Raw genomic sequence first — 22,028 nt, 5'->3', positions numbered from 1 at the left:
GATGAATGAGGCGAGTGCAACCGCCTCTGCAATCGAACCCCTATCAAGTAAAACCCAATAATTTTATTTAGCGATTAAGTTGAACAAAAAGAGAAAAATGTGATGAAAAAGCCAAGTAAAAACATTTTTTTAGCTACCACACTTTGTATAACCTATTCGTTGATTAACGTTAGTATTGCGCAAGAAGCCCAATCTACGCTTGTAAATATGAAGGAAGTGCCTTCTTCGCAACTATTAAAGAAGCAACGTCAAAATAAACCGCTAGCACTAAGCACGGTGAAGCGCGGTACTGATGTTTCGCTTCAAACCACCAAACAATCCAAAAGCCAATACCTTATTCATAGCGCACTGCCAAGTCACCGCTTCAGCGCTAAGTAATTTTTAGGCGAGTACTCGTCTATCAGGTTAATCCTTTATATAACGTCATTTCTTTGCGTTTATTATTCTTTTTTACTCAATCGCACACGCAGCAATAGTATTCTACGAATCAAATATTTATACCATTAATCCGCATAGATAAGTGCTAACCGCCGACATAGCGCTTTTGAAAAAATAACGCCCTCGTAACGACATTAGCGACATATGAGTTAATTATACTAATTGTGAATAGCGCGACACCTATTTGAAAACTACCTTCAAGATTACCACAGGTAGAAGAAGTCACAGGAAAGAGGTGAACATGCTTTTAAAACCAAAACACATCGCGTTATTGTTCACGCTGGCAATTGCAGTATCTGCAATGGGATAAGCACGAAGGCGTTTCAACATGGAAACGCCCTTCGAAAGCGCTCGTCAGTAGTAGTTTTTCTTGCTAGACGTGACGTAGGATTCTTTAGGTTAACGTTTAAAAAACTCAAAGCTTAGCGGATACACCCACAACTCTCCTTTGTTCGCTTTGACTGCTGCCACGATAGCAAAGACGATGTTCATTAATCCAAGAGCGATGAAGCCTAGGGCTCCTATGATAACCAGCGTCAAGACAAAACAAATAACAGAGTATATGAGCAAGCTTATTAACCAATTCGCTGTCACCCTGCCGTGCTGATTGATGTCTTCGTTTTGATCTTTGTGAGCAATCCATAGCACGATAGGCAATATGATACCTAAGCCAGGTATAATGAAACTGGATAACTGAGAAACATGAATGAGTGTACAGTAGCTTCGAGCGTTCAAGCCCCAGTAGAGTGGTTCTTCCGTTGACATAATGGTCCTTTTTATTGCGTTGGTTTGATTTGATAAATATAGGCGTTTTCAGTGTGACCGGCATCAAGCTTAACAGGAACTATGACCCGCTCATATTGCTCACTTTCAAACTCATCCAGCATGGTCCAGTTTTCGGCAAGTTGAGAAGACGTTAGCATCATGCCCTTCACCTCTTCTTTTGCTTTAGTTAGATCAGAAATAACAATTCCTGGAAACCCCATAACTGCTCCCCACCCTTGTTGAACTAAGTGCCCTTCTACCGTACCAGACTGCCACTGGCCACCAATATGAGCGACGATATGGTGATTTGGACAATTAGGAGCAAGGCTTCCGTAAATAAACAACCTTTCTAAATCAGGTGTAGCAGACGTTACATTGTCATTGTTTTGCATTACTTTGACCCATTATTAAAAAACTTTTCGTCAGGTGTTGAGGCAAATTTAAAAACAGGCCCCAACCGTTCGCATTGCTAGTTATAAATTGCCTAAAAAAGCCAGTGCTTATGTGAGAGTAATATCGAATTTGTTTTACAAAAGCAACACAGCGTTACACAATGCAAGAGCATGTCTATGTGAATGTCGATTCACGTAAAAAACACAATAATTAAAGGACAAAGTATGCTCAATCACAAACGTACTCTGATAGCAGCATTGGTAAGCGTTTCGCTTATGGGGTGTGGCGAAAGTACAACACAGACAGAAACTAAACCACAACTCACTGCACAAGACGCCAAGCAGTTTTTAACACAAGCGCAAAAAGATATTGCAAAAATGCAAGTTCCTGCCGCGCACGCCGAGTGGAGCTACGCCACGAATATCAATTTCGATACAGCAGCAGTCAGTGCTTACTTTAATGAAGTGCTTTCTACCAAGGTTGCAAAGTTAGCTAAAGAAGCGGCGAAATTTAACGATGTAGACGTAGATGCCGACACCCGCAGACAGCTTGATCTACTTAAAAACAGTTTAACAATGCCGCCGCCGGCAGATGCCGAAAAAGCAGAGCGGCTTGCAAAAATTGGTTCTGACTTAAGTGCCATGTACGGCTCTGGTGAGTATTGCAGCGAAGATGGTACGTGCAAAAGCTTGGTTGAAATGAGCTCTGAAATGGCCACCCTACGCGATGCTGACAAGCTACTAGAATATTGGTCAGGCTGGCGTGAAGTATCTAAACCAATGGCAGGACTCTATGCAGAACAAGTATCGCTAGCGAACGAAGGTGCTGCAGAGCTAGGTTTTGAAAACGTCAGCGCCTTGTGGCGTGGAAAGTACGATATGCCAGCAGATGAATTTCCCAAGGAATTGGATCGCTTATGGACGCAAGTAGAGCCTTTCTACGAGTCACTACATTGCCATGTGCGCGCTAAGCTAGGTGAACACTATGGCGAAGACGTAGTACCTCAAGACAAACCAATCCCAGCCCATTTATTAGGTAACATGTGGGCACAGTCGTGGGGGAATATTTACGATATCGTTAAACCTCAGCAAGAAATGAAAGTTCCTGATGTTACAGGCGCATTAGCTGAACAGGGGTATGACGAAATCGCCATGGTTAAACAAGCAGAGTCATTTTTCTCATCGCTTGGCTTTGAAGAACTTCCAGATACCTTTTGGGAACGCTCTATGTTTCAAAAGCCTGAAGGCCGTGACGTTCAGTGTCATGCCTCTGCGTGGGATTTAGATGACAAAAACGATCTTCGTATAAAGATGTGTATTCAAAAGACTGGCGAAGAATTTAACGTTATTCACCACGAATTAGGTCACAACTACTATCAACGCGCTTATAAAGACCAACCACTTCTTTACCGTGGTTCGGCAAACGACGGCTTCCACGAGGCTATTGGCGACACCATCGCTTTATCAATAACACCTAAGTACCTTAAGCAAATCGAGTTAATTGATGAGATCCCAGACGCATCAAACGATATCGGTATGTTAATGCAAGTTGCGTTAGACAAGATTGCCTTCATTCCTTTTGGTCTGATGGTTGACCAATGGCGCTGGAAAGTGATGTCAGGTGAAGTAACACCTGAACAATACAATCAACTATGGTGGGAATTGAGAGAAAAGTATCAGGGTGTGATGGCGCCTGTTGAGCGCAGCGCCGACGCATTTGATCCGGGTGCAAAATATCACGTGCCTGCTAACGTACCTTATACACGCTATTTCCTAGCGCATATCCTTCAATTCCAGTTCCATAAAGCACTGTGTGACATTGCAGGTGATGAGGGCCCGCTTAACCGTTGTTCTATCTACGGCAGTGAAGAAGCCGGTAAAGCACTTAACGAAATGCTAGAGATGGGTATGAGCCAACCTTGGCAAAATGCGTTAGAAACACTGACAGGCTCACCGCAAATGGATGCCAGTACTATCGCTGACTACTTTGCTCCACTAAAAACGTGGTTAGATGAGCAAAATGCTACACGCCAGTGTGGCTGGTAACTATATCCGTTATGATTAGCCACTGGCTAACATAATTGATGCAGTCCAAAAAGCCTCGAATTTCGAGGCTTTTTTGTTGAATTTAAACTTTTGTACCATTGTAAGAGCGGTAGATTCGCGTAACGTTAGTGTATAAATTTCATGTGATTTTTGATTATATTATGCGCCCCCTGTTGGTACTTTCGCTTTTCATTTTTTTGCTTCAACTTGCAGCCTACCTGCATGCGCGCAACCTATTGCCCCAGCGTTTCATTCCTACAATATGGATAGTGGTATCGCCCACGTAACCATTTCAGATATTGCGGAAGATAAGTATGGTTTTCTGTGGTTGGCATCGCAGTCTGGTGTCGATAAATTTGACGGCTATACATTTCGAAACTTCGGCTTGTGGGGAGAAGACAAGTCAACAGGCCTCCAAACCCTGTTCGCCCTTCAGATAGAGGCAAGCTTAGATGGTCAATACCTGTGGGTGGGGACATACAGCGGGCTGAGCCGTATAGATGTTGATACTGAGTCGTTCAAGCACTACACGTTACCGGCGTCAGAGCCTTTCAATAAACAGGTAATTAATAGGATCAAGACCACCCACAATGGCCAGCTTTGGATAGTCTCTGAGCGAAACCTTTACACATACTCTCCAGAATCAGACAGTGTAGAACTGGTTAGCTACCTTCCCAGTACCACCAGTACGCTGACAGACATAGAGCTTATCGGTAACACGCTTTATGTCACTTCCACCTCGGGCCTTTATAAACTTGACCCGTTTAAGAGGTCACTTGAGTTAGTGGCTTTTGAAAACACGAACTTTACTCGACTGGTGGCAGCAGAGAAATCTCGATTCTGGTTGGGTACCGCTACCCGCGGCGCATGTTTGTTCAACCCCGACGACCAAAGCACCACCATCGACAAAGGATGTACTTCTGAAACTCACGGATTATCTGATAACTACGTTACAGACATCTTATTAAAGGACAACGGTGATATATGGGTTTCTACTCAGCGTGGGCTGAATATTTTAACGTCACATAACCCTAACTCTGTGCTGCGTGCACCGATTAACGAGAAAGATGCGGCCAAAGAGAGAATTTCAAGCCTTTATCAAACGAAAGCTGGGCTGGTTGTCGTTGGCACCACAGACGATGGGTTTGCGATTAGTAACCCTCTGCTTAGCAACTTCTACTCTCAGGAAATAGGCGAAGGACGTATAATCTCCTCTTTATCGAATTACAAAGATAACCAAGTATGGGTAGCGAACGAAAAGGGCCTTTGGCTTTACGACACGATAAGTAAAACTCAAGAAGGCCCATTTACTTCCAATGGTGCATTGGCGAGTAGCGAAGACACTAACGATAAGCTGTTGAGCGTGTTTTATCACACAAAGAGCGATGTCTTATGGGTAACCACACGCACAGGCCTTGCCAAACTGAACCCTCAGACCAGAAACCTAGAATTTGTTGCGCTGAATGGTAAGTCGGGTTACAGCATTAATATCGATGATGACGGAGACATTTGGTATGGCGGCTACAGCGATGGGCTATTTGTATATCGCCCGTCAGAAGATAGGGTAATAAAGCAATGGCCATTGTCGCTGACAACGAGAATTGTTTTGGACGACAATGAAAACGCGTGGTTAAGTACGGTATCCGGGTTATTTGTTGCGAATAAACTGACTGGAGACTTAACCAGCATCAGTGAGTTTACTGACAAGATTTCAGATCAAACTGTAGTGACGTGGATTTCTCAGTCAAAACGCGGTGGTTATTGGATTGGAACTCAAGCAGCTGGACTCTTCTTTATGTCTAAAGAAGGCAGTGATTTATCAACGATTAAAGTGACACAAATTAAGCCTGAAAGTCGATTGAGCAATGTATCCATCGGGGCAATTGTTGAAGATGATGAATATGGGCTTTGGATCTCTACAATTAAAGGGATTGCGTATTTAGCACCTGACTTGTCTACCCTTTCTTATTTCGGTGCAGAAAACGGCGCACTGTCCTCGGGTTACTATATTGGCTCTGTCACTGTAACTGAAAATAACACAATATTGTTTGGTGGAACGGAAGGCGTAACACAATTTACTCCTTCACACGTGGCAAATGTACAGTGGTCACCTGAAGTGCACCTCACAAACGTTGAAACGGTGAGTAGGAACGAGCAAAACGGGACAACCTATCAGCAAAGACAGCGCCTAGACGAGGTAATCGAACTTAAAGATAACGATATTGCGCTCACTATTGAATTTGCCGCCACTGATTATATGAATGCAAACGAACTTAGGTATGCCTATAAGCTCGCAGACTTTGAGAACAGCTGGCGCTTTACTGATTACAAGACAAGAACGGCCACCTACACCAACTTGGACCCAGGACGCTACCGCTTCACTGTTAGAGCTATAAATCAAGAGAATGAATGGAGCAGCAATGCAGCGCAACTTGAAATAGTTGTAGTTCCACCGTGGTGGGATAAGCCTATATGGCGTGTGACAATTACCCTGCTAGGCATGCTGTTGATTTCATCGATGGTGTGGCTGAGGATAGCGTCGTTGAAAAAGCGCTCCGCTGAACTCGCACTAAAAGTTGAGGAAAAAACCCGAGACCTAGAAGCGGTCGTAGAAAAGTTAACGCAGCTTTCAACTGAGGACGCATTGACGGGTCTCAAAAATCGTCGCTACTTTATACAAAGAGCCAAGGCAGCATGGCAAAATTATAAACGCCATAATCATACTTTCTCCTTGCTAATTGTTGATATTGATTTCTTTAAGCGTATTAACGATGAATACGGTCATCATGTGGGTGACACAGTACTGGTCAAAATCGCTCGGATCCTGGAAGATAGTTTAAGAGAAAGTGACGTTATTGCGCGATGGGGCGGTGAGGAATTTCTTATATTGCTGCCTTCATTAAAGGTTCAAGAAGCATTTTGGGTGGCAGAAAAGCTACGTAAAGCTGTCGCTGATTACGAAATCGATGCTCCCCCCTACTCGGTATCAGCTACCATAACCTGCGGTGTAGCAGATATACGAGATTACGATAGCGTCGAGGCTTGCATTCACGCTATCGATAAAAAGCTATATGTCGGAAAGGAATCAGGCCGAAATACGGTGATAAAATAGCCGCTGGCTGATTATCATACTCATTAGTTTCTCTCTCCCATTGCATTGCCGTTTAAACGGCAATGCATGCAGGCAAACGTTTTGTCATGCATTTTATCGCAGTAATTGATCGCTTTCCTTTTTACCCGCCTATGTATTGTGAATTCTTAAGTAGCTTAAGATGAGCGAAATCACCCACAAGGAGGATGAAAACATGGCAAATGTATTAGTAATCGGCGCATCAGGCCAAATTGGTAAGCAAGCAACAGTGAAATTGTTGGATGCCGGTCACAAAGTCGTAGCGCCAGTAAGAAGCCCAGACAAACTGTCAGATATCCAAAATGCCAACCTCACAGTGGTTGAGCAGGATTTAGAAAAAGATTTTTCAGCACACTTTGAAGGTGTGGACGTTGCGGTATTCACAGCAGGTTCAGGCGGTAGCACCGGCGCAGATAAAACACTTATGATTGATCTTTGGGCGGCCCGCAACGCGGTTAACTATGCAAAAGCGGCGGGTACACCCAAATTTGTTATGGTTAGTTCTATTGGTGCAGACGATCCTGACGCCGTGGAGTCAGCAATAAAACCATATTTGGTTGCCAAACACATGGCCGACGAGCATTTAATTAATAGCGGCTTACATCACGTAATTCTTCGACCTGGCACTTTATTAAATGAACCGGGCACGCATTTAGTACGAACCGATATGCCAAGCAATAGGGACGATGCTGTAATACCAAGAGAAGATGTAGCGACAGCTATTGTCGAAAGCGTTGCAAGAGAAGGTAATGCTGACTTGATCACCTATTTATTTAAAGGTGATACACCAATTTCCCATATTTTCTAGGTGAGCGACTTTTCTAGGTGATCGGCGCCCTCTCATTTGCCAATGCGTTATCGCGTCTATCCAAGCTAGAGAGGGCTTACTTTTTGCTTAGGTCGCCGGTTTGTATGCCGCTGACTTAGGTGGTGCTCAGAATAGGCAGTATCACGCACTTAATATGTGCCTACTTAGAGACTAGAGGTGGTTACCTACGGTATCAATGACTGGCTAACCCAGTTGCCATTTCCGTCTTTTTGATGCCACTCTCGACTTTGAGGGTTACCTCTCAAATTCAGGTAATCTACGCTATCGATAGCCAGCATGATCACGCAAAAGTGAGGAGGAACTACACCAAAGTCCCCTTCAACCTGAAGTGCCGAGCCATCGTTTCTTGGCGTGCCTGGCTCGCCCCATAAGAACTGCTTTTTGCCCGCATCTGACAATTTATTCCAGTGCTGAGTAACTAAGTCAGCATCTTGATGTAACGTTATTATTGTTGCAGTACAAGAGAAGCGATATTGCTCCCTGGTTTTAGAAAAATACCAACAAACCTGCGAGTGAGGATTCTGGCCAAGCTGGTCATACTTATCTGAGCGGGTGTCAGAAATAACCACCAGTTGGTTGTCGTCGGTGATCCCTCTAAAAACCACGGTACGGCAGTACGGTACACCACTACCGTCCACAGTAGCTAACTGAAAGTAACGACTTTCTGGCATACTGCGGGTTTGGTGAAGACTCTTTGTCAACCCTTGTCGCCACTGGGGCATAACCACCTCCGAGAGTAAAATCGCCTGGTTTACCGCTACGCGGCTTTCTTCTTCGCAGCTAAAGAAAACAGCGTGTAGAAGTTTTGCGTGGTAATTTCCGCTAATTCTTTTACCGTCACGCCTTTAAGCTCAGCAATAAATTCTGCCACTTCTACCACGTAACCTGGCTGGTTTTGTTTACCTCGATGAGGAACTGGCGCAAGCCATGGTGAGTCAGTTTCAATAAGTAGTCGCTCTAAAGGGATCGCTTTTACCACTTCACGCAATTCATCTGCTGAATTAAAGGTTACGATGCCTGAAATAGAGATATAGAAGTCCATCTCTATTGCTGCCAGCGCCATGTCTAATGATTCAGTAAAGCAATGCAAAACACCTTTAGTGTGCGCAGCTTTGTGTTGGCGGAGTAAGTTAATGGTGTCTTCCCTTGCATCCCGCGTATGAATAATTAACGGCTTTTTAGTTTCGTTAGCTACTTTGATGTGGTCGACGAAAGACGTTAGCTGGACTTCTTTACTTTCCGGACTATAAAAATAGTCCAGCCCAGTTTCGCCAATGGCTACCACTTCTTCACGCTGCGCCTTCTCTAACAGTTCTTCATAGCTACACGCTTCATCTTGATGTAGTGGGTGCACACCACAAGATACTGATACATCTTCAAACTGACTTACAGCTGCTAACATGCTGTCGTAATCACCAACAGATACGCACACACAAAGGAAGTGTTCAACACCTCGGGTTCTTGCGAAATTTAAGGTTTCAGCCAGCTCTTCTGGCCCTTGCTTAAGTCGGTCTAAGTGACAATGAGAATCTACGAACAAACTACACCTGTTTTAAAAAATTGCTGTCAGACAAAAGGGCTTCGACAAGCCAGCGTTTGCCTATTAACGTTGAAATTGCTTTAGTAACCCAAAAAGTACCATTGATTTGTTTACACCTGCGTGCTGCAGCGTTCTTACCGCATCAACACACGCTTCATAGCGTTTAAAATCAACAGCCTGTTGACGTTTTATGTATTCATCATGGGCCATCTGTTGACACCACAATGCGATTTGAGGCGCATTGTCCTGCCACTTATTCGCAAGCGTTTGTACTTGCAAATTTGCATCGCCTGCTAAGAGCGCTTGCATACCATCGCTAAAATTGCGATAGCTAATGTCTTCTTCACCACTGAGAGCCTCTTCTACGCGAAGAGGGGCATAGCCATAAGCTGCCAATAGCGCTTCGCTTGCATCTTCTACGCCCTTAGCGTTTAAGTAGTTCAAACTGTCTGACACTGACGGGAGTGAGAGTATCTGCCGTTCACATCGACTTAATATGGTCGGCATAATTTTATTGATACTGTCAGTGATCAGCAGCAAGAAGGTATTATTTGTGGGTTCTTCTAAGGTTTTCAACAGTGCATTAGCTGCCGCTTCCGTCATGGTATCGGCACGGGGAATCAACAACACTTTATTGCCCCCCATTTGCGCAGTACCTGATAGCTTGCCAATGCCCTCGCGAATTTTATCCACACCTAACTGCTTTTCACTTTCTAAAACATGAAAGTCTGGGTGGTTTCCAGCTTGCCTCAAATGGCAACTTTGACACTGTTCACATGGCCCATCTATGCTTGGTTGCTTACACAATAACGTGCTGCTTAACCCTAGCGCGAGTTGGTATTTTCCAATCCCTTTCGGCCCTGTCAGCAGTAAACCGTGGTGAAGTTTTTTTGCCAAATAGCGCGACAGTAACGTCGAGAACGTTGCAGCAAACCAAGGCAGTACTTGCATTAGCCTTTCCCCTGCATACTTTCGTTTTGCGCTATGTCACTGCTTGCGCTGTTTATGGTCGTCACATAGTCGTTGATAATAGCAGTCACGTCTTGATGAACCTTTTCCATAGACTGCATCGCACTTACCACGACGATAGATTCATCTTGCTTAGCGAGCGACAAGTATTTAGCACGAGTTCGCTCAAAAAAAGCAAGCCCCGCTTGCTCAATACGGTCAAGCTCCCCTCGCCCTCGGGCGCGCTCTAGTCCGACAGCTGGCTCGACATCTAGGTATAAGGTTAGGTCAGGCTTAAACCCTTTAAGGGCGATATCGCTGATGGCCGTCATCGTTTTTTCACTGACGCCTCGACCACCACCTTGATAAGCCTGAGATGATAAATCGTGTCTGTCACCTACTACCCACGCACCAGCATCAAGTGAAGGTAAGATTTTATTGGTCAGTAATTGCACACGCGCCGCATACATAAGAAGTAGTTCAGTCTCCTCACTAACGGTCTCATCCCAGTCGTGTTTTACACATTCTCGAATAGCTTCAGCCATAGGTGTGCCGCCCGGCTCACGAGTTTGCTCAACGCGCTTTCCCGCGTCTTTTAATGCTTGAACAATTAGCCCTATTACTGAGCTTTTTCCTGCCCCTTCAAGGCCTTCAACTACAATAAACTTTCCGCGCATTACTTTTTAAACTCTGTTTTTTGTTTAGCTATAACGTATCGGTTGTCTGCATCAATACGGCTATCGTTTTAACTGGTATTTTCGCACAGCTGCATTGTGTTCAGCTAGTGTCGTAGAAAATTGATGGCTGCCATCGCCCTTCGCCACAAAATAGAGTGCATCCGTTGTCAGTGGGTGCAACGCAGCGTGAATGGCGGCCTTGCCTGCCATCGCGATAGGCGTAGGTGGGAGCCCTTTAATAACATAGGTATTGTAAGGCGTTGCTGTTCGCAAGTGCTTACGGGTAATGTTTCCGTCAAACGTAGGACCGATACCATAAATCACGGTGGGATCAGTTTGAAGACGCATATTTCTGTTTAGCCTATTGACGAAAACGCCTGAAATCATGTCACGTTCCGCAGGCACAGCCGTTTCTTTTTCAATGATACTCGCTAAGATAAGAGCCTCGTAAGGTGTGGCTAACGGCAGTTCGGCATCCCGTAATTCCCATTCGCTAGAAACAAAGTCAATTAGCGCGCGGTGTGCTCTTTTCAATACCTCGCTTGCGGTTGTGCCTTTGGTAAAGAAATACGTATCAGCCAAATATACGCCCTCTGTCTGCGAAACATTTTCGCAACACCAATCTACGCCATTATCCTGAGTGAGCTGGTTTAATTTCCTGTCGTTTAAATCAAACACCAAATCTGTGTTTTGTTTAAGCGCCTCAAGCCACTGTGCAAGGGTTAGCCCTTCGACTAAACTCACTGCGAAGAGATGCTCATCGCCCTCAGTAAACAGGGTAAACACATCTACTAGTGACTGCCCTGGGCGCAGCATGTAGGTGCCAGACTTAACAGACGTACTGCCTGCAAAGAATTTGAGCCACACCTTAGCAACAAAGGGCGACACATCAGTCATGCCTATTTTACGCAATTGTTTCACGGTACGATAAGCGTTACTGCCGCTCTCTATCGTAAATAAGGTTTCACTTTTTAATACTAGTTCATCGGTAACCTTGCTCGAGACATACATTACGCCAGAGGCTGCCCCAACAACGGCAAGCATGACAAGAGATAATAGAATAACAATTACCCGCTTCATGCTTGAACTTCCCCTTTCTTCATTGCTTTACATTCCATTTTATTTCTTTTTACTACTAATCTGGTGAAGCTCGTAAAACGTTGACGAACCCCGTTGTGAGAAGTGCGTTTTAGTTAATTTTGAAGCGCAGTCTGAAGCCGTGTCTTTAGCGCTACAATCGCATCGCTTCTTACATCAAAATCGACATAGGAGAAATCCGGCATTTGTATTTTCTGTACCGGCATTACGCCCATTAGTGCATTGGTAATTACCACTGCACTCGCTTTTCGCAAATAAGAAAGGTCATATTCCCCCACGTGAAGCGAACAATTGTCGTTTAACAGCGAATCAATAAGACACTGCCTGACTACGCCATTGACACCACTTCCTTTCAAAGACGGGGTATACCATTGTTCATTGAGGTAGAAAAATACATTGCCAGCACTCGCTTCAATAATGTTATCTTGGGTATCGCAAACAATAGCATCGTGTACGCCAGCGTCGTCTACTTCGTGCTTAATTAAGACTTGTTCTAGCCTGTTCATATGCTTTACACCCGCAAGCAATGGTTGAATGGCTAACCGCGTTTGAGCGCATATTACCGTTGCACCTTCATTCGCAAGACTATCGTAATGGACAGGGTAAGGGTGCTGGCTAAATCTGACTAATGCTTCACTGTCTTCGCTTCGCGCATACCCCCTTCCGGCTTGACCTCCCGACACGTGAACTTTTAGCACATATTTTGGAGAAGCGTTATCACCTGAACCGCTCTTTATCGTCTTAACCTGTTCAGCAATTGCGGCTTCAAGCGCGCGGATATCAATATTGAGCTTGATGGCTGCCGCATCGTGCTCTAAACGTGAAATATGATAAGGCAATAATTCTACTTGATGTTCACTTACCAACAATGTGGTAAACACACCGTCGCCATAATTAAACGCCCTGTCACTTGATGAAATAGGCGTAGCGCTAGGAATAATTCTCACTGCCTACTCTTGTTCGCCGTTATTGTGGTTGTTGGAAGTATACCAACTTGCGTTGGTCAGACAACGTCTAGCTGAATTGATTTGGCTGTAGCTGTGCTCAAAGAGACCTGAGTTTTATGATATTTACTGCGAGATTTAACTGTATAAACAACAAAAGGCAGCCGAAGCTGCCTTTTAAATATACGTGAAGTTCACTTAATCAGCGATAATTACGCTATATTAATTACGCCGTATTAGATACGCTTGAAAATCAATGAGCCGTTCGTACCGCCAAACCCGAATGAGTTACACAGTGCGTAGTCTTCATTGAATGCTTTTGCTTTGTGTGCAACAAAGTCTAAGTCGCAGCCTTCACCTGGTTCATCCAAATTAATGGTTGGCGGCGCCATTTTGTCACGCAGTGCCAAAATAGTGAAAATTGCCTCAACTGAACCGGCGGCCCCTAGCAAATGGCCCGTCATTGACTTGGTAGAGCTAACAAGTAGCTTGTGAGCATGGTCATTGAACACGCGTTTTACTGCTGCCACTTCGGCAATATCACCTGCAGGCGTAGACGTACCATGTGCGTTAACATAGCCGATTTCGCTTGCATCCAACTTCGCATCATTTATCGCGTTTTGCATAGACGCTGCCGCACCTTCACCATCTTCGGGTGGAGAAGTCATGTGGTATGCGTCGCCGCTCATGCCAAAACCAACCAGTTCTGCATAAATGGTCGCGCCACGCGCTTTTGCTGCTTCGTATTCTTCTAACATTACCACGCCAGCGCCCTCACCCATGACAAAACCATCACGGTCTTTATCCCATGGGCGGCTTGCTGCTTGTGGGTTGTCGTTTCGAGATGACAACGCACGTGCTGCGGCAAAACCAGCCATGCCTAGCGGAGTAATAGACGCTTCTGCGCCTCCGGCCAACATGGCATCAGCATCACCATAAGCAATTGTTCTTGCGGCAATACCAATGTTATGAACGCCTGTTGTACAAGCAGTCACAACGTTTAAATTCGGTCCTTTCAACCCTTCCATGATAGACAAAAAGCCAGAAATCATGTTGGTAATGGTTGAAGGTACAAAAAATGGCGATACGCGCTTAGGACCGCTATTTGTCAGTTTCAAATGGTTTTGTTCAATTTGTTCTAAACCACCAATACCTGAACCAATAGCTACACCTACACGATGCGCATTATCTTGTGAAACAGTTAAACCAGAATCGACCAAGGCTTGCTTGCCTGCTGCTATACCCAGCTGGATAAAGCGGTCCATTTTCTTGGTTTCTTTCTTTTCAATGTATTCCTGCGGATCAAAATCATTAATTTGACCTGCGAAACGGGTTGAATAGTTACTACAATCGAAATGGGTGATTTCACCGATGCCGCTTTCGCCCGCGAGCAATTTGCGCCATGTGTCTTCGCTATTAAGACCTAATGGTGAAAGCATTCCAAGACCAGTAACCACTACGCGACGTTTTGTCACAAAAAGCCCTCGCTTTGGAACTAAGGTAGGAGATACAAAAACGGCTCTGTTAGAAGAGCCGTTTTGTCGCTACTTAAGACTTAAGCGTCTTTGTTAGCGTTGATGTAATCAATTGCTGATTGAACAGTAGTAATTTTTTCTGCTTCTTCGTCAGGAATTTCAGTATCGAATTCTTCTTCCAAAGCCATTACTAGCTCAACAGTGTCAAGTGAATCAGCGCCTAAATCGTCAACGAATGAAGCTTCTGCTTTTACTTCTTCTTCTTTCACGCCAAGTTGTTCAACGATGATTTTCTTAACGCGTTCTTCAATGTTACTCATAATTCTAGGTTTCCCTTAAACGTCACTAGATAATAAAAGTGCCGCTAGTTTATTTTGCAAGGTGCATCCTTGCAAGCACCAGTTTAAACAAATTTTCTGGTCAAACCAGCGACATTCGAAATTCGTAAAATACTATTTTTACATCCAAGTTCGGGTAAATACCACCCCAAACTAAGGAAAATTCGCAATTTTTGCGAATTTACCCCATATACATACCACCATTTACATGGATAGTTTCGCCTGTAATATAGGCTGCACCATCGCTTACTAAAAAGGCAACAGTGGCTGCAATTTCATCAGGCTCGCCTAATCGGTTAGCCGGAATATCTTTGAAAATGGCTTCTTTTTGGTCATCGGTCAGCGCTTTTGTCATATCGGTATCGATAAAACCAGGCGCTACAACGTTGATGGTAATACCACGAGAAGCCACTTCACGCGCCATAGATTTAGAAAAACCAATGACCCCTGCTTTCGCTGCAGCGTAGTTTGCCTGTCCGGCATTACCTGCACTGCCCACCACTGAACCAATGTTCACGATGCGACCAAAACGCTTCTTCATCATACCGCGAAGTACCGCTTTTGACAGTGTGAAAATTGAGGTTAAGTTGGTGTCGATAATATCCTGCCACTCGTCATCTTTCATGCGCATTAGCAGATTATCACGTGTGATACCTGCATTATTGACCAAGATATCGATACCACCGTGTGCTTCATTGATCGCTTTAATCGTGGTATCTACGCTTTCTTTTTCGGTGACATTTAGCGCAAAGCCCTTGCCGCCGAATTCAGAAAGATAATCGCTAATTGCTTGTGCACCATTTTCACTGGTTGCTGTGCCGATAACCGTAGCACCTTGCTGTGCAAGCTGCGTAGCAATCGCTTTGCCTATACCTCGGCTTGCGCCGGTAACAAGCGCAATTTTACCGTCTAATTGACTCATTGCGTTTCCTTATTGTTTTAATGCTTCAACACCATCAGGTGTATTAACTGCAAGAGATTCTAGGCTCTTGTCGATACGTTTGTTCAATCCAGTAAGTACTTTACCAGGACCTACCTCAATAACGCGCTCAACGCCCGCTGCCGCCAAGTATTCAACAGTACGCGTCCATTGAACGGGGCAATATAGTTGTCTCACTAATGCGTTCTTGATTGCATCACCTTGGGTTTCAATAGTGACATCAACATTATTCACGATATTGATTGCAGGCTCATTAACGTTCAATGACGATAACGCGTCTTCTAACTTGTCTGCTGCAGGACGCATTAACTCACAGTGTGAAGGAACGCTCACCGCAAGAGGAAGTGCGCGCTTAGCGCCCGCTTCTTTACACGCATTAGCAGCTTGCTCGGCGGCGTTCTTTTCCCCTGCAATAACCACTTGGCCTGGAGAGTTGAAGTTAACTGGTGCAACCACATCGCCTGTAGCAATAGCAGTTTGCTGACAAATATCCGCAATGGCGGCATCGTCTAATCCGATAATGGCATACATGGCACCAGCACCTGCTGGTACAGCTTCTTGCATGTATTTACCACGGGCTTCCACAAGCTTGATAGCATCAGCAAAATCCATGGCGCCGCCACATACTAATGCTGAGTACTCGCCAAGGCTGTGACCCGCTAGGTAATCTACATCGATGCCCTGCTCGCGAATAACACGCCAAATTGCTACGCTAGCAGCAAGCAACGCTGGTTGAGTGATATGGGTTTCGTTAAGTTTACCGTCTGTATCATTTTGGACTAAATCCCACAGATCGTAGCCGAGCGCGTCAGAGGCTTCTTTAAACGTTGCTTCGATAATAGGAGAAGTCTCAGCAAGTTCCTTTAGCATACCTACGCTCTGAGAACCTTGTCCTGGAAATACACAGGCTGTCTTTGTCATGTCGATTCCTTATTATTTTTAATTTACTAGAAGCGAGAAAACGTCGGAGTTGGAGTGCCCCTATCGAGGCAAAAATCACCAAGGCTAATAGCGCACAAGCGCCGATGCCCAAGCAAATCCGCCTCCGAATGCTTCTAGTAATAAATGCTGTCCGCGTTGAATGCGCCCGTCTCTGATAGCTGTATCAAGCGCAGTAGGCACAGTAGCAGCAGAGGTATTACCATACTGCTCTAACGTAAGCACTACTTGATCAAGAGACATATTCAGCTTTTTAGCTGTCGCTTTAATAATTCTAAAGTTTGCTTGGTGAGGTACTAACCAGTCAAGATCAGATTTTTGCATACCGTTGGCAGCAAGGGTTTGTTCTACCACTTCTGAAAGCTTGGTTACCGCAACCTTAAAGACTTCATTACCACGCATCACACCCCAGTTATCGTGAACCGACTGCTCGTCACCACGGGTTGGATTACCCACGTACAGCAAATCGCCATGAGAGCCTGATGCGTTGATATGTGTGGAAAGAATGCCAGGTTCATCACTCGCTTCAATAATCGTTGCGCCTGCCGCATCGCCAAACAAGATAACCATGGTTCTGTCTTCAGGGTTTATCAAGCGGCTCAAACAGTCGGTACCGACTACAAGAATACGTTTCGCCATGCCAGACTTAATGTATTGATCGGCAACACTTAATGCGTAGCAGTAACCTGCACATGCAGCAGCTACGTCAAATGCAGGGATACCGTCAATATCAAGAATGCGTTGAATTTCACATGCTGTGCTTGGAAGCGCATAGCGACCACTTGTGGTAGCGCACACAATCATGTCGATAGATTTCGGGTCAATGCCAGCCATCTCAATGGCTTTCTTACTGGCTTCTGCCCCCATGGTAGCAGCGGTTTCATCTGCTCCAATAATACGTCGCTCTTTTATCCCGGTACGGTCAGTGATCCATTCGTCACTGGTGTCCACCATTTGCTCTAAATCTGCGTTTGTACGCACGTCGCTGGGATAATAGCTACCTGTTCCTATAAAGCGTGAATATTTGCTCAAAGCTGCTCCAACAATACCGTTTCTATCTTTGTCTTTATCTTTTCAGGTAAATGCATCTTTGCTTCTTTCATTGCTTGCACGATGGCGTAATAAAAGGCGTCTTTTTGTGCATTTCCGTGACTCTTGATAACAATGCCGCGCAATCCTATCAGACTCGCACCGTTATACTGGTCGGGGTTCACGCTGTTATAGATAGATTTCAGTAATGGGAAGGCAATTTTTGCCAATAATCGGGTATAAAAGTTCTTCTGTGACTGGCGTTTTACTTCGTTTATCACTAACTTAGCCAGCCCTTCGCTCGATTTAAGCGCTACATTTCCAGTAAAACCGTCTGTTACCACTACATCGGCATGATCGGTGAAAATGTCGTCGCCTTCTACATAACCAATATAGTTTATGCCTGGCGCATCTTTAAAAAGCTGGTCGGCAGATTTTACCTGTGCGTTACCTTTAATATCTTCTTCGCCTACGTTCAATAAGGCAACCCGTGGCGATGCTATGCCCGCCACCTCTTGCGCAAGCACTGAGCCCATAACGCCGTATTGGAAAAGAATTTCAGGCGTACAGTTCACATTTGCGCCTAAATCTAAAAGAAATACGTTATGGTGCCCTGTTGTAGGCATCATATTAATGAGTGCGGGCCTATCAATGCCTGATAAGGTTTTAAGCAAATAGAATGATAAGGTAAGCAGTGCACCGGTATTACCTGCGCTTACGCACGCGTTTGCCTCGCCACTTTCGACAAGTTCAATAACGCGACGCATAGAAGAATCTTTCTTATTTCGTAGCGCTGACGTTGGCGCTTCGCCCATCTCAACGACTTGTGAGCAATGCACAATAGTAACGCGGTTTCGTTCAGCGTTGGTAAGGGGCTGTATACCTGCTTTGATGGTATCTTCATCACCGCATAACGTGAAGTGCACGTCTGGGTGAAGTTGAATAGCCTTTACGGCTGCGGGAAGGATAACAGGGGGACCATGATCGCCCCCCATGATATCTAACGCGATGGTTAGTTTAGACAAAATGTAGTCGCTGTATTACGCGCCGATTACTTTCTTGCCTTTGTAATAACCGTCAGCGGTCACGTGGTGACGACGGTGAGTTTCGCCCGACGTTGAATCGACAGACAAAGTCGCGCCTGTCAATGCATCGTGTGAGCGACGCATACCGCGCTTAGAACGCGTTTTACGATTTTGTTGTACTGCCATAACTTACTCCTGGTCTCGCTTAAGTTCTTTCAAAACCGCGAAAGGGTTTTGTCGCTCTTGTTCCGGTTCAATCTTTCCAAACGACATATCGTCCTGCTTCACTGTACACTCCGACTCTGCATGAAGGGGCACAATTGGCAAAGATAACAGTAGCTCGTCTTCAAAAATTTGAAGCAGATTAACTTCTCCGTGGTCGTTGACCTCTACCGGTTCGTAAGCCTCGGGAATGATGTCATCGCTTTCTTGTTCTTCTCCCTGCACTGGAGTAAAACAGAATTCCGCTTCCACGGGATAATCGAGTTCACCATTACACCTTTGACAGATAAGTGTTACCTGCGTGGCTAGATGGCCGTGAAAGACAGTAAGACCCTGCGCGTCTTTTTCGAACTGTACTTCTGCGTCCACATAGTCATTGCATCGGACAACTGCTTCACTCAATCGTTCCATATCTTTAGACGCAATCACGCCCCGGTAATCGGAACGTTTCATGGCACTTTTAGTCGGTTCAACCGAATGAGGGAGTTTCACTTTCTGCATAGGGCGCGCATGATATAGGGTCAACCCCTTCCTGTCAAAGCAAAATTGCGTTTTAACCTACAATAAAACGCTGTATGTGGTACGCAGTGATAATGTAACATTGTACTACTAACTGAAAGTACGCAACATATTGTTTTTATAAAAGGAGTAATTGTGGCCTCCCTTGTTCTTGCCTCATCATCGCAATACCGAAAAATGTTGCTCGCCAACATTGGTATTCAGGTAGACACCCACGCACCAGATATTGACGAAACGCCCTTTGCGAACGAAAGCCCTACTGCATTGAGTTTACGTTTAGCCGAACAAAAGGCGCACAAGGTTGCCGCTGAATTAGAAAAAGTAAATAACGACACCATTATTATAGGTAGTGATCAAGTAGCTTTGGTCCAAACCGATGCGGGCCCGCAGCTACTTGGCAAGCCTGGCACGTTTGAAAATGCAGTAAACCAGCTAATGGCATGCCAAGGTAAGCAAGTGTCATTTTATACTGCACTTTGCCTTCACCAACCTAGCGCCAATAAAACGATAACGCAGGTAGATGAAACACGCGTTTTCTTTCGGCATAACAGTGAAACTGCCATTCGCGCCTATGTAGATAAAGAGCAACCACTCGATTGCGCCGGCAGTTTTAAAAGCGAAGGTTTGGGTGTATTACTGTTCGATAAAATAGAAAGCCGCGACCCTAACAGTTTAATCGGTCTTCCGATAATGCTGCTAAATGAATTACTGAGCGCACACTTCGATGTCGATTTATTAGCAATGGCTGTACAGTAAGCCACTAATTCTGTCAGAGCAGTTGTATCAAAGCAGTGCTACAAACCAGCGCTATTTGAATAGCGCTGTTTCTAGTTCACTTATAGAGTGTACAAGTGCTACAGGTAACAACGCTTCTAAATGAACCTGCGCGTGAACGCCATATGACACACCTATCCTATCCATACCAATCGTTTTCGCCATTTGCATGTCGTAGGTTGTGTCACCAATCATCACGGCGTCTTCTATTTTTACACTAAGTTCATCAAGTAACTGTAGGAGCATGTCGGGCGAAGGCTTTGATTCTGCCTCATCGGCGGTACGTGACGCACTAAAGAAAGGTCCCGTCCCTGTTTGTGCCCACGCTCGATCAAGACCGCGGCGCGCTTTACCTGTCGCAACGGCCAATGTGCATCCCGCTTCTTTCAAATTGCTAAGTAACTGTTCAACGCCATTAAACAAAGGACACGGCGTTATATCGCGAGTGACAAATGCCTCTTTATAGGCGGCGACTAAACGCTCGGCTAACTCATCGTCTTTGATATTAAAAAGCTGTTTAATGGCAGGCTTTAAACTTATACCAATAATGTGACCTACTTCGTCGTAGGTAGGAACAGGCATATCACACTGCTTTGCAGCAAGCTGCATGCAGCTAACAATTTTTGCCGCCGAATCCATGAGCGTGCCATCCCAATCGAAGATAACAAGTTTGTACTTAGGCAGTGTTTTATCTAACGAAATGAAAGGCTGTGTTTCCACAGCCTGTTTTTTTGAATGCATAACTTACAGCGCTTTAAGTGTATTTGAGAGTGTGTCGTCTAATGGCGCGGTAAATGTGACGCGCTCTTCAGTCGCTGGGTGCAGCAGTGAAATACTGCGAGCGTGAAGGAACAGTCTGTTCAGTCCTTTTTGGCGCATTGCCGCGTCGAAATCCGCATCACCGTATTTATGATCGCAAGCAATAGGATGACCCGCATGCAAACAGTGAACGCGAATTTGGTGGGTTCTACCTGTAATAGGCGACGCTTCAACCAAGGTTGCACCTGCGTATTCCTCTAATATGCGATAGCGAGTTTCTGACGGTTTCCCATCGTCGCTTACACTTACCATGCGCTCACCCGATTGCAGCACATTTTTACGAAGCGGCGCTTTAACTTTAAATCGGGTTTTAGGCCACTCACCTGCAACTAGCGCATTATATCGCTTGTCCATTTTGCCAGTGCGAAGCTGCTCATGCATGTGGCGAAGGGCAGAACGTTTTTTAGCAATTAAAATGCAGCCCGACGTGTCACGGTCTAATCGGTGTACCAATTCCATAAATTTGGCATCGGGACGCAAGGCTCTTAAGCCTTCGATTAAACCAAAACTCAAGCCACTTCCTCCGTGAACTGCCATTCCCGATGGCTTGTTGATAACAAGTATACGGTCGTCCTCGAAAAGGATATGCGACTCTAATGATGCAATTTTATCGAGCTTTGGCGATGGCGCAGGCGCACCTTCCGACACGCGAACCGGTGGAATTCTGATTAAATCGTCGGCTTGTAACTTATATTCAGGCTTAACACGACCTTTATTCACCCGCACTTCACCTTTGCGCAAAATGCGATAAATCATGCTTTTCGGCACACCTTTTAGCTGGGTGCGCAAAAAATTATCGATACGTTGACCAGCCAAGTCGGCTTCAACCGTTACAAAACGTACTTTTTGGGGAGCTTCTTCTTTCATAGGGGCATTATACCCTATTGCAAAGTGCCCAACATACTGAAAGTTACGTTTTACTAAATAATTATTATATCAGCGCTTAGTTAGGGCCTGCTGACCTTTGCTGTACATTTTTGCAGCGGTCTGTGTGCCATCTAGACAAGGCGGATGTTTGACGGTTTAGTGGTTCTAAATCGAAAACATTCAACGCAGTATAGATGGCACAAAGGCGCTGCCCGAAGGGGTCGTTATGGAAGCCTTTTACTCTTTGTCACAGTCCTTTAACTTAGCCCGCTAG

At 45.1% G+C, this 22,028-nt stretch carries 23 protein-coding genes; 5 read left to right on the top strand and 18 right to left on the bottom strand.

Annotation, left to right across the window (positions count from 1 at the left end; translation table 11 throughout):
- The first annotated feature begins 102 nt into the window (after positions 1-102).
- Positions 103-378 carry a hypothetical protein gene (locus BIZ39_RS16180; RefSeq protein WP_014949227.1) on the top strand — a complete coding sequence of 92 codons (276 nt, stop codon included), beginning with the start codon at positions 103-105 and terminating at the stop codon, positions 376-378.
- 459 nt (positions 379-837) lie between these two features.
- Here BIZ39_RS16180 and BIZ39_RS16175 read toward each other — a convergent pair whose 3' ends face one another.
- The gene (locus tag BIZ39_RS16175) at positions 838-1,203 is read right to left on the bottom strand and encodes a DUF4870 domain-containing protein (RefSeq protein ID WP_075176436.1); all 366 of its coding nucleotides are present in this window, start codon (positions 1,201-1,203) and stop codon (positions 838-840) included.
- An 11-nt stretch (positions 1,204-1,214) separates the two neighbouring features.
- Positions 1,215-1,595 carry a gamma-glutamylcyclotransferase gene (locus BIZ39_RS16170; RefSeq protein WP_049588753.1) on the bottom strand — a complete coding sequence of 127 codons (381 nt, stop codon included), beginning with the start codon at positions 1,593-1,595 and terminating at the stop codon, positions 1,215-1,217.
- Positions 1,596-1,820: 225 nt separating this feature from the next.
- On the opposite strand from BIZ39_RS16170, the gene BIZ39_RS16165 reads away from it, so the two are divergent.
- The 3 genes from BIZ39_RS16165 (at position 1,821) to BIZ39_RS16155 (ending at position 7,579) form a co-directional block, all read left to right on the top strand.
- Positions 1,821-3,641 carry a M2 family metallopeptidase gene (locus BIZ39_RS16165; RefSeq protein WP_049588752.1) on the top strand — a complete coding sequence of 607 codons (1,821 nt, stop codon included), beginning with the start codon at positions 1,821-1,823 and terminating at the stop codon, positions 3,639-3,641.
- 262 nt (positions 3,642-3,903) lie between these two features.
- Positions 3,904-6,753: a ligand-binding sensor domain-containing diguanylate cyclase gene (locus tag BIZ39_RS16160; RefSeq protein ID WP_262385789.1), complete on the top strand. Its 2,850-nt coding sequence runs from the start codon at positions 3,904-3,906 to the stop codon at positions 6,751-6,753.
- A 193-nt stretch (positions 6,754-6,946) separates the two neighbouring features.
- Positions 6,947-7,579 (top strand): SDR family oxidoreductase, encoded by a 633-nt coding sequence (locus BIZ39_RS16155; RefSeq protein WP_168463427.1) that lies wholly within the window; start codon positions 6,947-6,949, stop codon positions 7,577-7,579.
- A gap of 185 nt (positions 7,580-7,764) precedes the next feature.
- Here BIZ39_RS16155 and BIZ39_RS16150 read toward each other — a convergent pair whose 3' ends face one another.
- From BIZ39_RS16150 to yceD, 14 genes are all read right to left on the bottom strand, one after another.
- Positions 7,765-8,322, bottom strand: a complete 558-nt coding sequence (locus tag BIZ39_RS16150; RefSeq protein ID WP_156086316.1) for a pyridoxamine 5'-phosphate oxidase family protein — start codon at positions 8,320-8,322, stop codon at positions 7,765-7,767.
- Between the two features lie 35 nt (positions 8,323-8,357).
- Complete coding sequence (locus BIZ39_RS16145) at positions 8,358-9,140, bottom strand: TatD family hydrolase (RefSeq protein ID WP_014979120.1); 783 nt, start codon at positions 9,138-9,140, stop codon at positions 8,358-8,360.
- Between the two features lie 63 nt (positions 9,141-9,203).
- Positions 9,204-10,091: a DNA polymerase III subunit delta' gene (locus BIZ39_RS16140; protein WP_168463428.1), complete on the bottom strand. Its 888-nt coding sequence runs from the start codon at positions 10,089-10,091 to the stop codon at positions 9,204-9,206.
- Entirely contained in the window at positions 10,091-10,765 is a 675-nt protein-coding gene (gene tmk / locus BIZ39_RS16135) for a dTMP kinase (protein ID WP_168463429.1), read from the bottom strand. The genes BIZ39_RS16140 and tmk overlap by 1 nt, the downstream gene beginning before the upstream one ends.
- Before the next feature lie 60 nt (positions 10,766-10,825).
- Positions 10,826-11,845 carry an endolytic transglycosylase MltG gene (gene mltG, locus BIZ39_RS16130; RefSeq protein ID WP_187447458.1) on the bottom strand — a complete coding sequence of 340 codons (1,020 nt, stop codon included), beginning with the start codon at positions 11,843-11,845 and terminating at the stop codon, positions 10,826-10,828.
- 113 nt (positions 11,846-11,958) lie between these two features.
- Positions 11,959-12,810, bottom strand: a complete 852-nt coding sequence (gene pabC, locus BIZ39_RS16125) for an aminodeoxychorismate lyase (RefSeq protein ID WP_014949216.1) — start codon at positions 12,808-12,810, stop codon at positions 11,959-11,961.
- Positions 12,811-13,043: 233 nt separating this feature from the next.
- A complete protein-coding gene (fabF, locus tag BIZ39_RS16120) occupies positions 13,044-14,282 on the bottom strand; it encodes a beta-ketoacyl-ACP synthase II (protein ID WP_049588746.1) in 1,239 nt (412 codons plus the stop codon).
- Positions 14,283-14,362: 80 nt separating this feature from the next.
- Positions 14,363-14,602: an acyl carrier protein gene (gene acpP, locus BIZ39_RS16115; RefSeq protein WP_012518211.1), complete on the bottom strand. Its 240-nt coding sequence runs from the start codon at positions 14,600-14,602 to the stop codon at positions 14,363-14,365.
- A 199-nt stretch (positions 14,603-14,801) separates the two neighbouring features.
- Complete coding sequence (gene fabG / locus BIZ39_RS16110) at positions 14,802-15,542, bottom strand: 3-oxoacyl-ACP reductase FabG (protein ID WP_187447457.1); 741 nt, start codon at positions 15,540-15,542, stop codon at positions 14,802-14,804.
- Positions 15,543-15,551: 9 nt separating this feature from the next.
- A complete protein-coding gene (gene fabD / locus BIZ39_RS16105) occupies positions 15,552-16,481 on the bottom strand; it encodes an ACP S-malonyltransferase (RefSeq protein ID WP_014949213.1) in 930 nt (309 codons plus the stop codon).
- 84 nt (positions 16,482-16,565) lie between these two features.
- Positions 16,566-17,531: a beta-ketoacyl-ACP synthase III gene (locus BIZ39_RS16100; protein ID WP_168463434.1), complete on the bottom strand. Its 966-nt coding sequence runs from the start codon at positions 17,529-17,531 to the stop codon at positions 16,566-16,568.
- Positions 17,528-18,553 (bottom strand): phosphate acyltransferase PlsX, encoded by a 1,026-nt coding sequence (gene plsX, locus BIZ39_RS16095; protein WP_014976325.1) that lies wholly within the window; start codon positions 18,551-18,553, stop codon positions 17,528-17,530. Before plsX ends, BIZ39_RS16100 begins: the two co-directional genes overlap by 4 nt.
- A gap of 15 nt (positions 18,554-18,568) precedes the next feature.
- Positions 18,569-18,739 (bottom strand): 50S ribosomal protein L32, encoded by a 171-nt coding sequence (gene rpmF, locus BIZ39_RS16090; protein WP_012518206.1) that lies wholly within the window; start codon positions 18,737-18,739, stop codon positions 18,569-18,571.
- 3 nt (positions 18,740-18,742) lie between these two features.
- Complete coding sequence (gene yceD / locus BIZ39_RS16085) at positions 18,743-19,276, bottom strand: 23S rRNA accumulation protein YceD (RefSeq protein ID WP_014976324.1); 534 nt, start codon at positions 19,274-19,276, stop codon at positions 18,743-18,745.
- A gap of 153 nt (positions 19,277-19,429) precedes the next feature.
- Between yceD and BIZ39_RS16080 the strand changes: the two genes are divergently transcribed.
- Positions 19,430-20,050 carry a Maf family protein gene (locus tag BIZ39_RS16080; RefSeq protein WP_168463435.1) on the top strand — a complete coding sequence of 207 codons (621 nt, stop codon included), beginning with the start codon at positions 19,430-19,432 and terminating at the stop codon, positions 20,048-20,050.
- A 51-nt stretch (positions 20,051-20,101) separates the two neighbouring features.
- Here BIZ39_RS16080 and BIZ39_RS16075 read toward each other — a convergent pair whose 3' ends face one another.
- Both BIZ39_RS16075 and rluC read right to left on the bottom strand, forming a co-directional pair.
- Positions 20,102-20,809, bottom strand: a complete 708-nt coding sequence (locus BIZ39_RS16075; RefSeq protein WP_187447456.1) for an HAD family hydrolase — start codon at positions 20,807-20,809, stop codon at positions 20,102-20,104.
- A 3-nt stretch (positions 20,810-20,812) separates the two neighbouring features.
- Positions 20,813-21,754 carry a 23S rRNA pseudouridine(955/2504/2580) synthase RluC gene (rluC, locus tag BIZ39_RS16070; protein ID WP_187447455.1) on the bottom strand — a complete coding sequence of 314 codons (942 nt, stop codon included), beginning with the start codon at positions 21,752-21,754 and terminating at the stop codon, positions 20,813-20,815.
- Positions 21,755-22,028 lie beyond the last annotated feature (274 nt).

The organism is Alteromonas sp. BZK5 (assembly GCF_014349115.1).
GTDB classification, from domain to species: domain Bacteria; phylum Pseudomonadota; class Gammaproteobacteria; order Enterobacterales; family Alteromonadaceae; genus Alteromonas; species Alteromonas macleodii.
This window is presented reverse-complemented; position numbering and strand designations above follow the sequence as displayed.

Excerpts from the sequence above, each read along its gene's own strand:
- BIZ39_RS16165 (WP_049588752.1), top strand. The coding sequence starts at position 1,821 with ATGCTCAATCACAAACGTACTCTGATAGCAGCATTGGTAAGCGTTTCG.
- BIZ39_RS16170 (WP_049588753.1), bottom strand. The coding sequence starts at position 1,595 with ATGCAAAACAATGACAATGTAACGTCTGCTACACCTGATTTAGAAAGG.
- BIZ39_RS16180 (WP_014949227.1), top strand. The coding sequence starts at position 103 with ATGAAAAAGCCAAGTAAAAACATTTTTTTAGCTACCACACTTTGTATA.
- BIZ39_RS16160 (WP_262385789.1), top strand. The coding sequence starts at position 3,904 with ATGGATAGTGGTATCGCCCACGTAACCATTTCAGATATTGCGGAAGAT.
- fabG (WP_187447457.1), bottom strand. The coding sequence starts at position 15,542 with ATGAGTCAATTAGACGGTAAAATTGCGCTTGTTACCGGCGCAAGCCGA.
- tmk (WP_168463429.1), bottom strand. The coding sequence starts at position 10,765 with ATGCGCGGAAAGTTTATTGTAGTTGAAGGCCTTGAAGGGGCAGGAAAA.
- BIZ39_RS16075 (WP_187447456.1), bottom strand. The coding sequence starts at position 20,809 with ATGCATTCAAAAAAACAGGCTGTGGAAACACAGCCTTTCATTTCGTTA.
- fabD (WP_014949213.1), bottom strand. The coding sequence starts at position 16,481 with ATGACAAAGACAGCCTGTGTATTTCCAGGACAAGGTTCTCAGAGCGTA.
- BIZ39_RS16150 (WP_156086316.1), bottom strand. The coding sequence starts at position 8,322 with ATGCCCCAGTGGCGACAAGGGTTGACAAAGAGTCTTCACCAAACCCGC.
- rpmF (WP_012518206.1), bottom strand. The coding sequence starts at position 18,739 with ATGGCAGTACAACAAAATCGTAAAACGCGTTCTAAGCGCGGTATGCGT.
- BIZ39_RS16140 (WP_168463428.1), bottom strand. The coding sequence starts at position 10,091 with ATGCAAGTACTGCCTTGGTTTGCTGCAACGTTCTCGACGTTACTGTCG.
- BIZ39_RS16175 (WP_075176436.1), bottom strand. The coding sequence starts at position 1,203 with ATGTCAACGGAAGAACCACTCTACTGGGGCTTGAACGCTCGAAGCTAC.
- rluC (WP_187447455.1), bottom strand. The coding sequence starts at position 21,754 with ATGAAAGAAGAAGCTCCCCAAAAAGTACGTTTTGTAACGGTTGAAGCC.
- BIZ39_RS16155 (WP_168463427.1), top strand. The coding sequence starts at position 6,947 with ATGGCAAATGTATTAGTAATCGGCGCATCAGGCCAAATTGGTAAGCAA.
- acpP (WP_012518211.1), bottom strand. The coding sequence starts at position 14,602 with ATGAGTAACATTGAAGAACGCGTTAAGAAAATCATCGTTGAACAACTT.
- mltG (WP_187447458.1), bottom strand. The coding sequence starts at position 11,845 with ATGAAGCGGGTAATTGTTATTCTATTATCTCTTGTCATGCTTGCCGTT.
- yceD (WP_014976324.1), bottom strand. The coding sequence starts at position 19,276 with ATGCAGAAAGTGAAACTCCCTCATTCGGTTGAACCGACTAAAAGTGCC.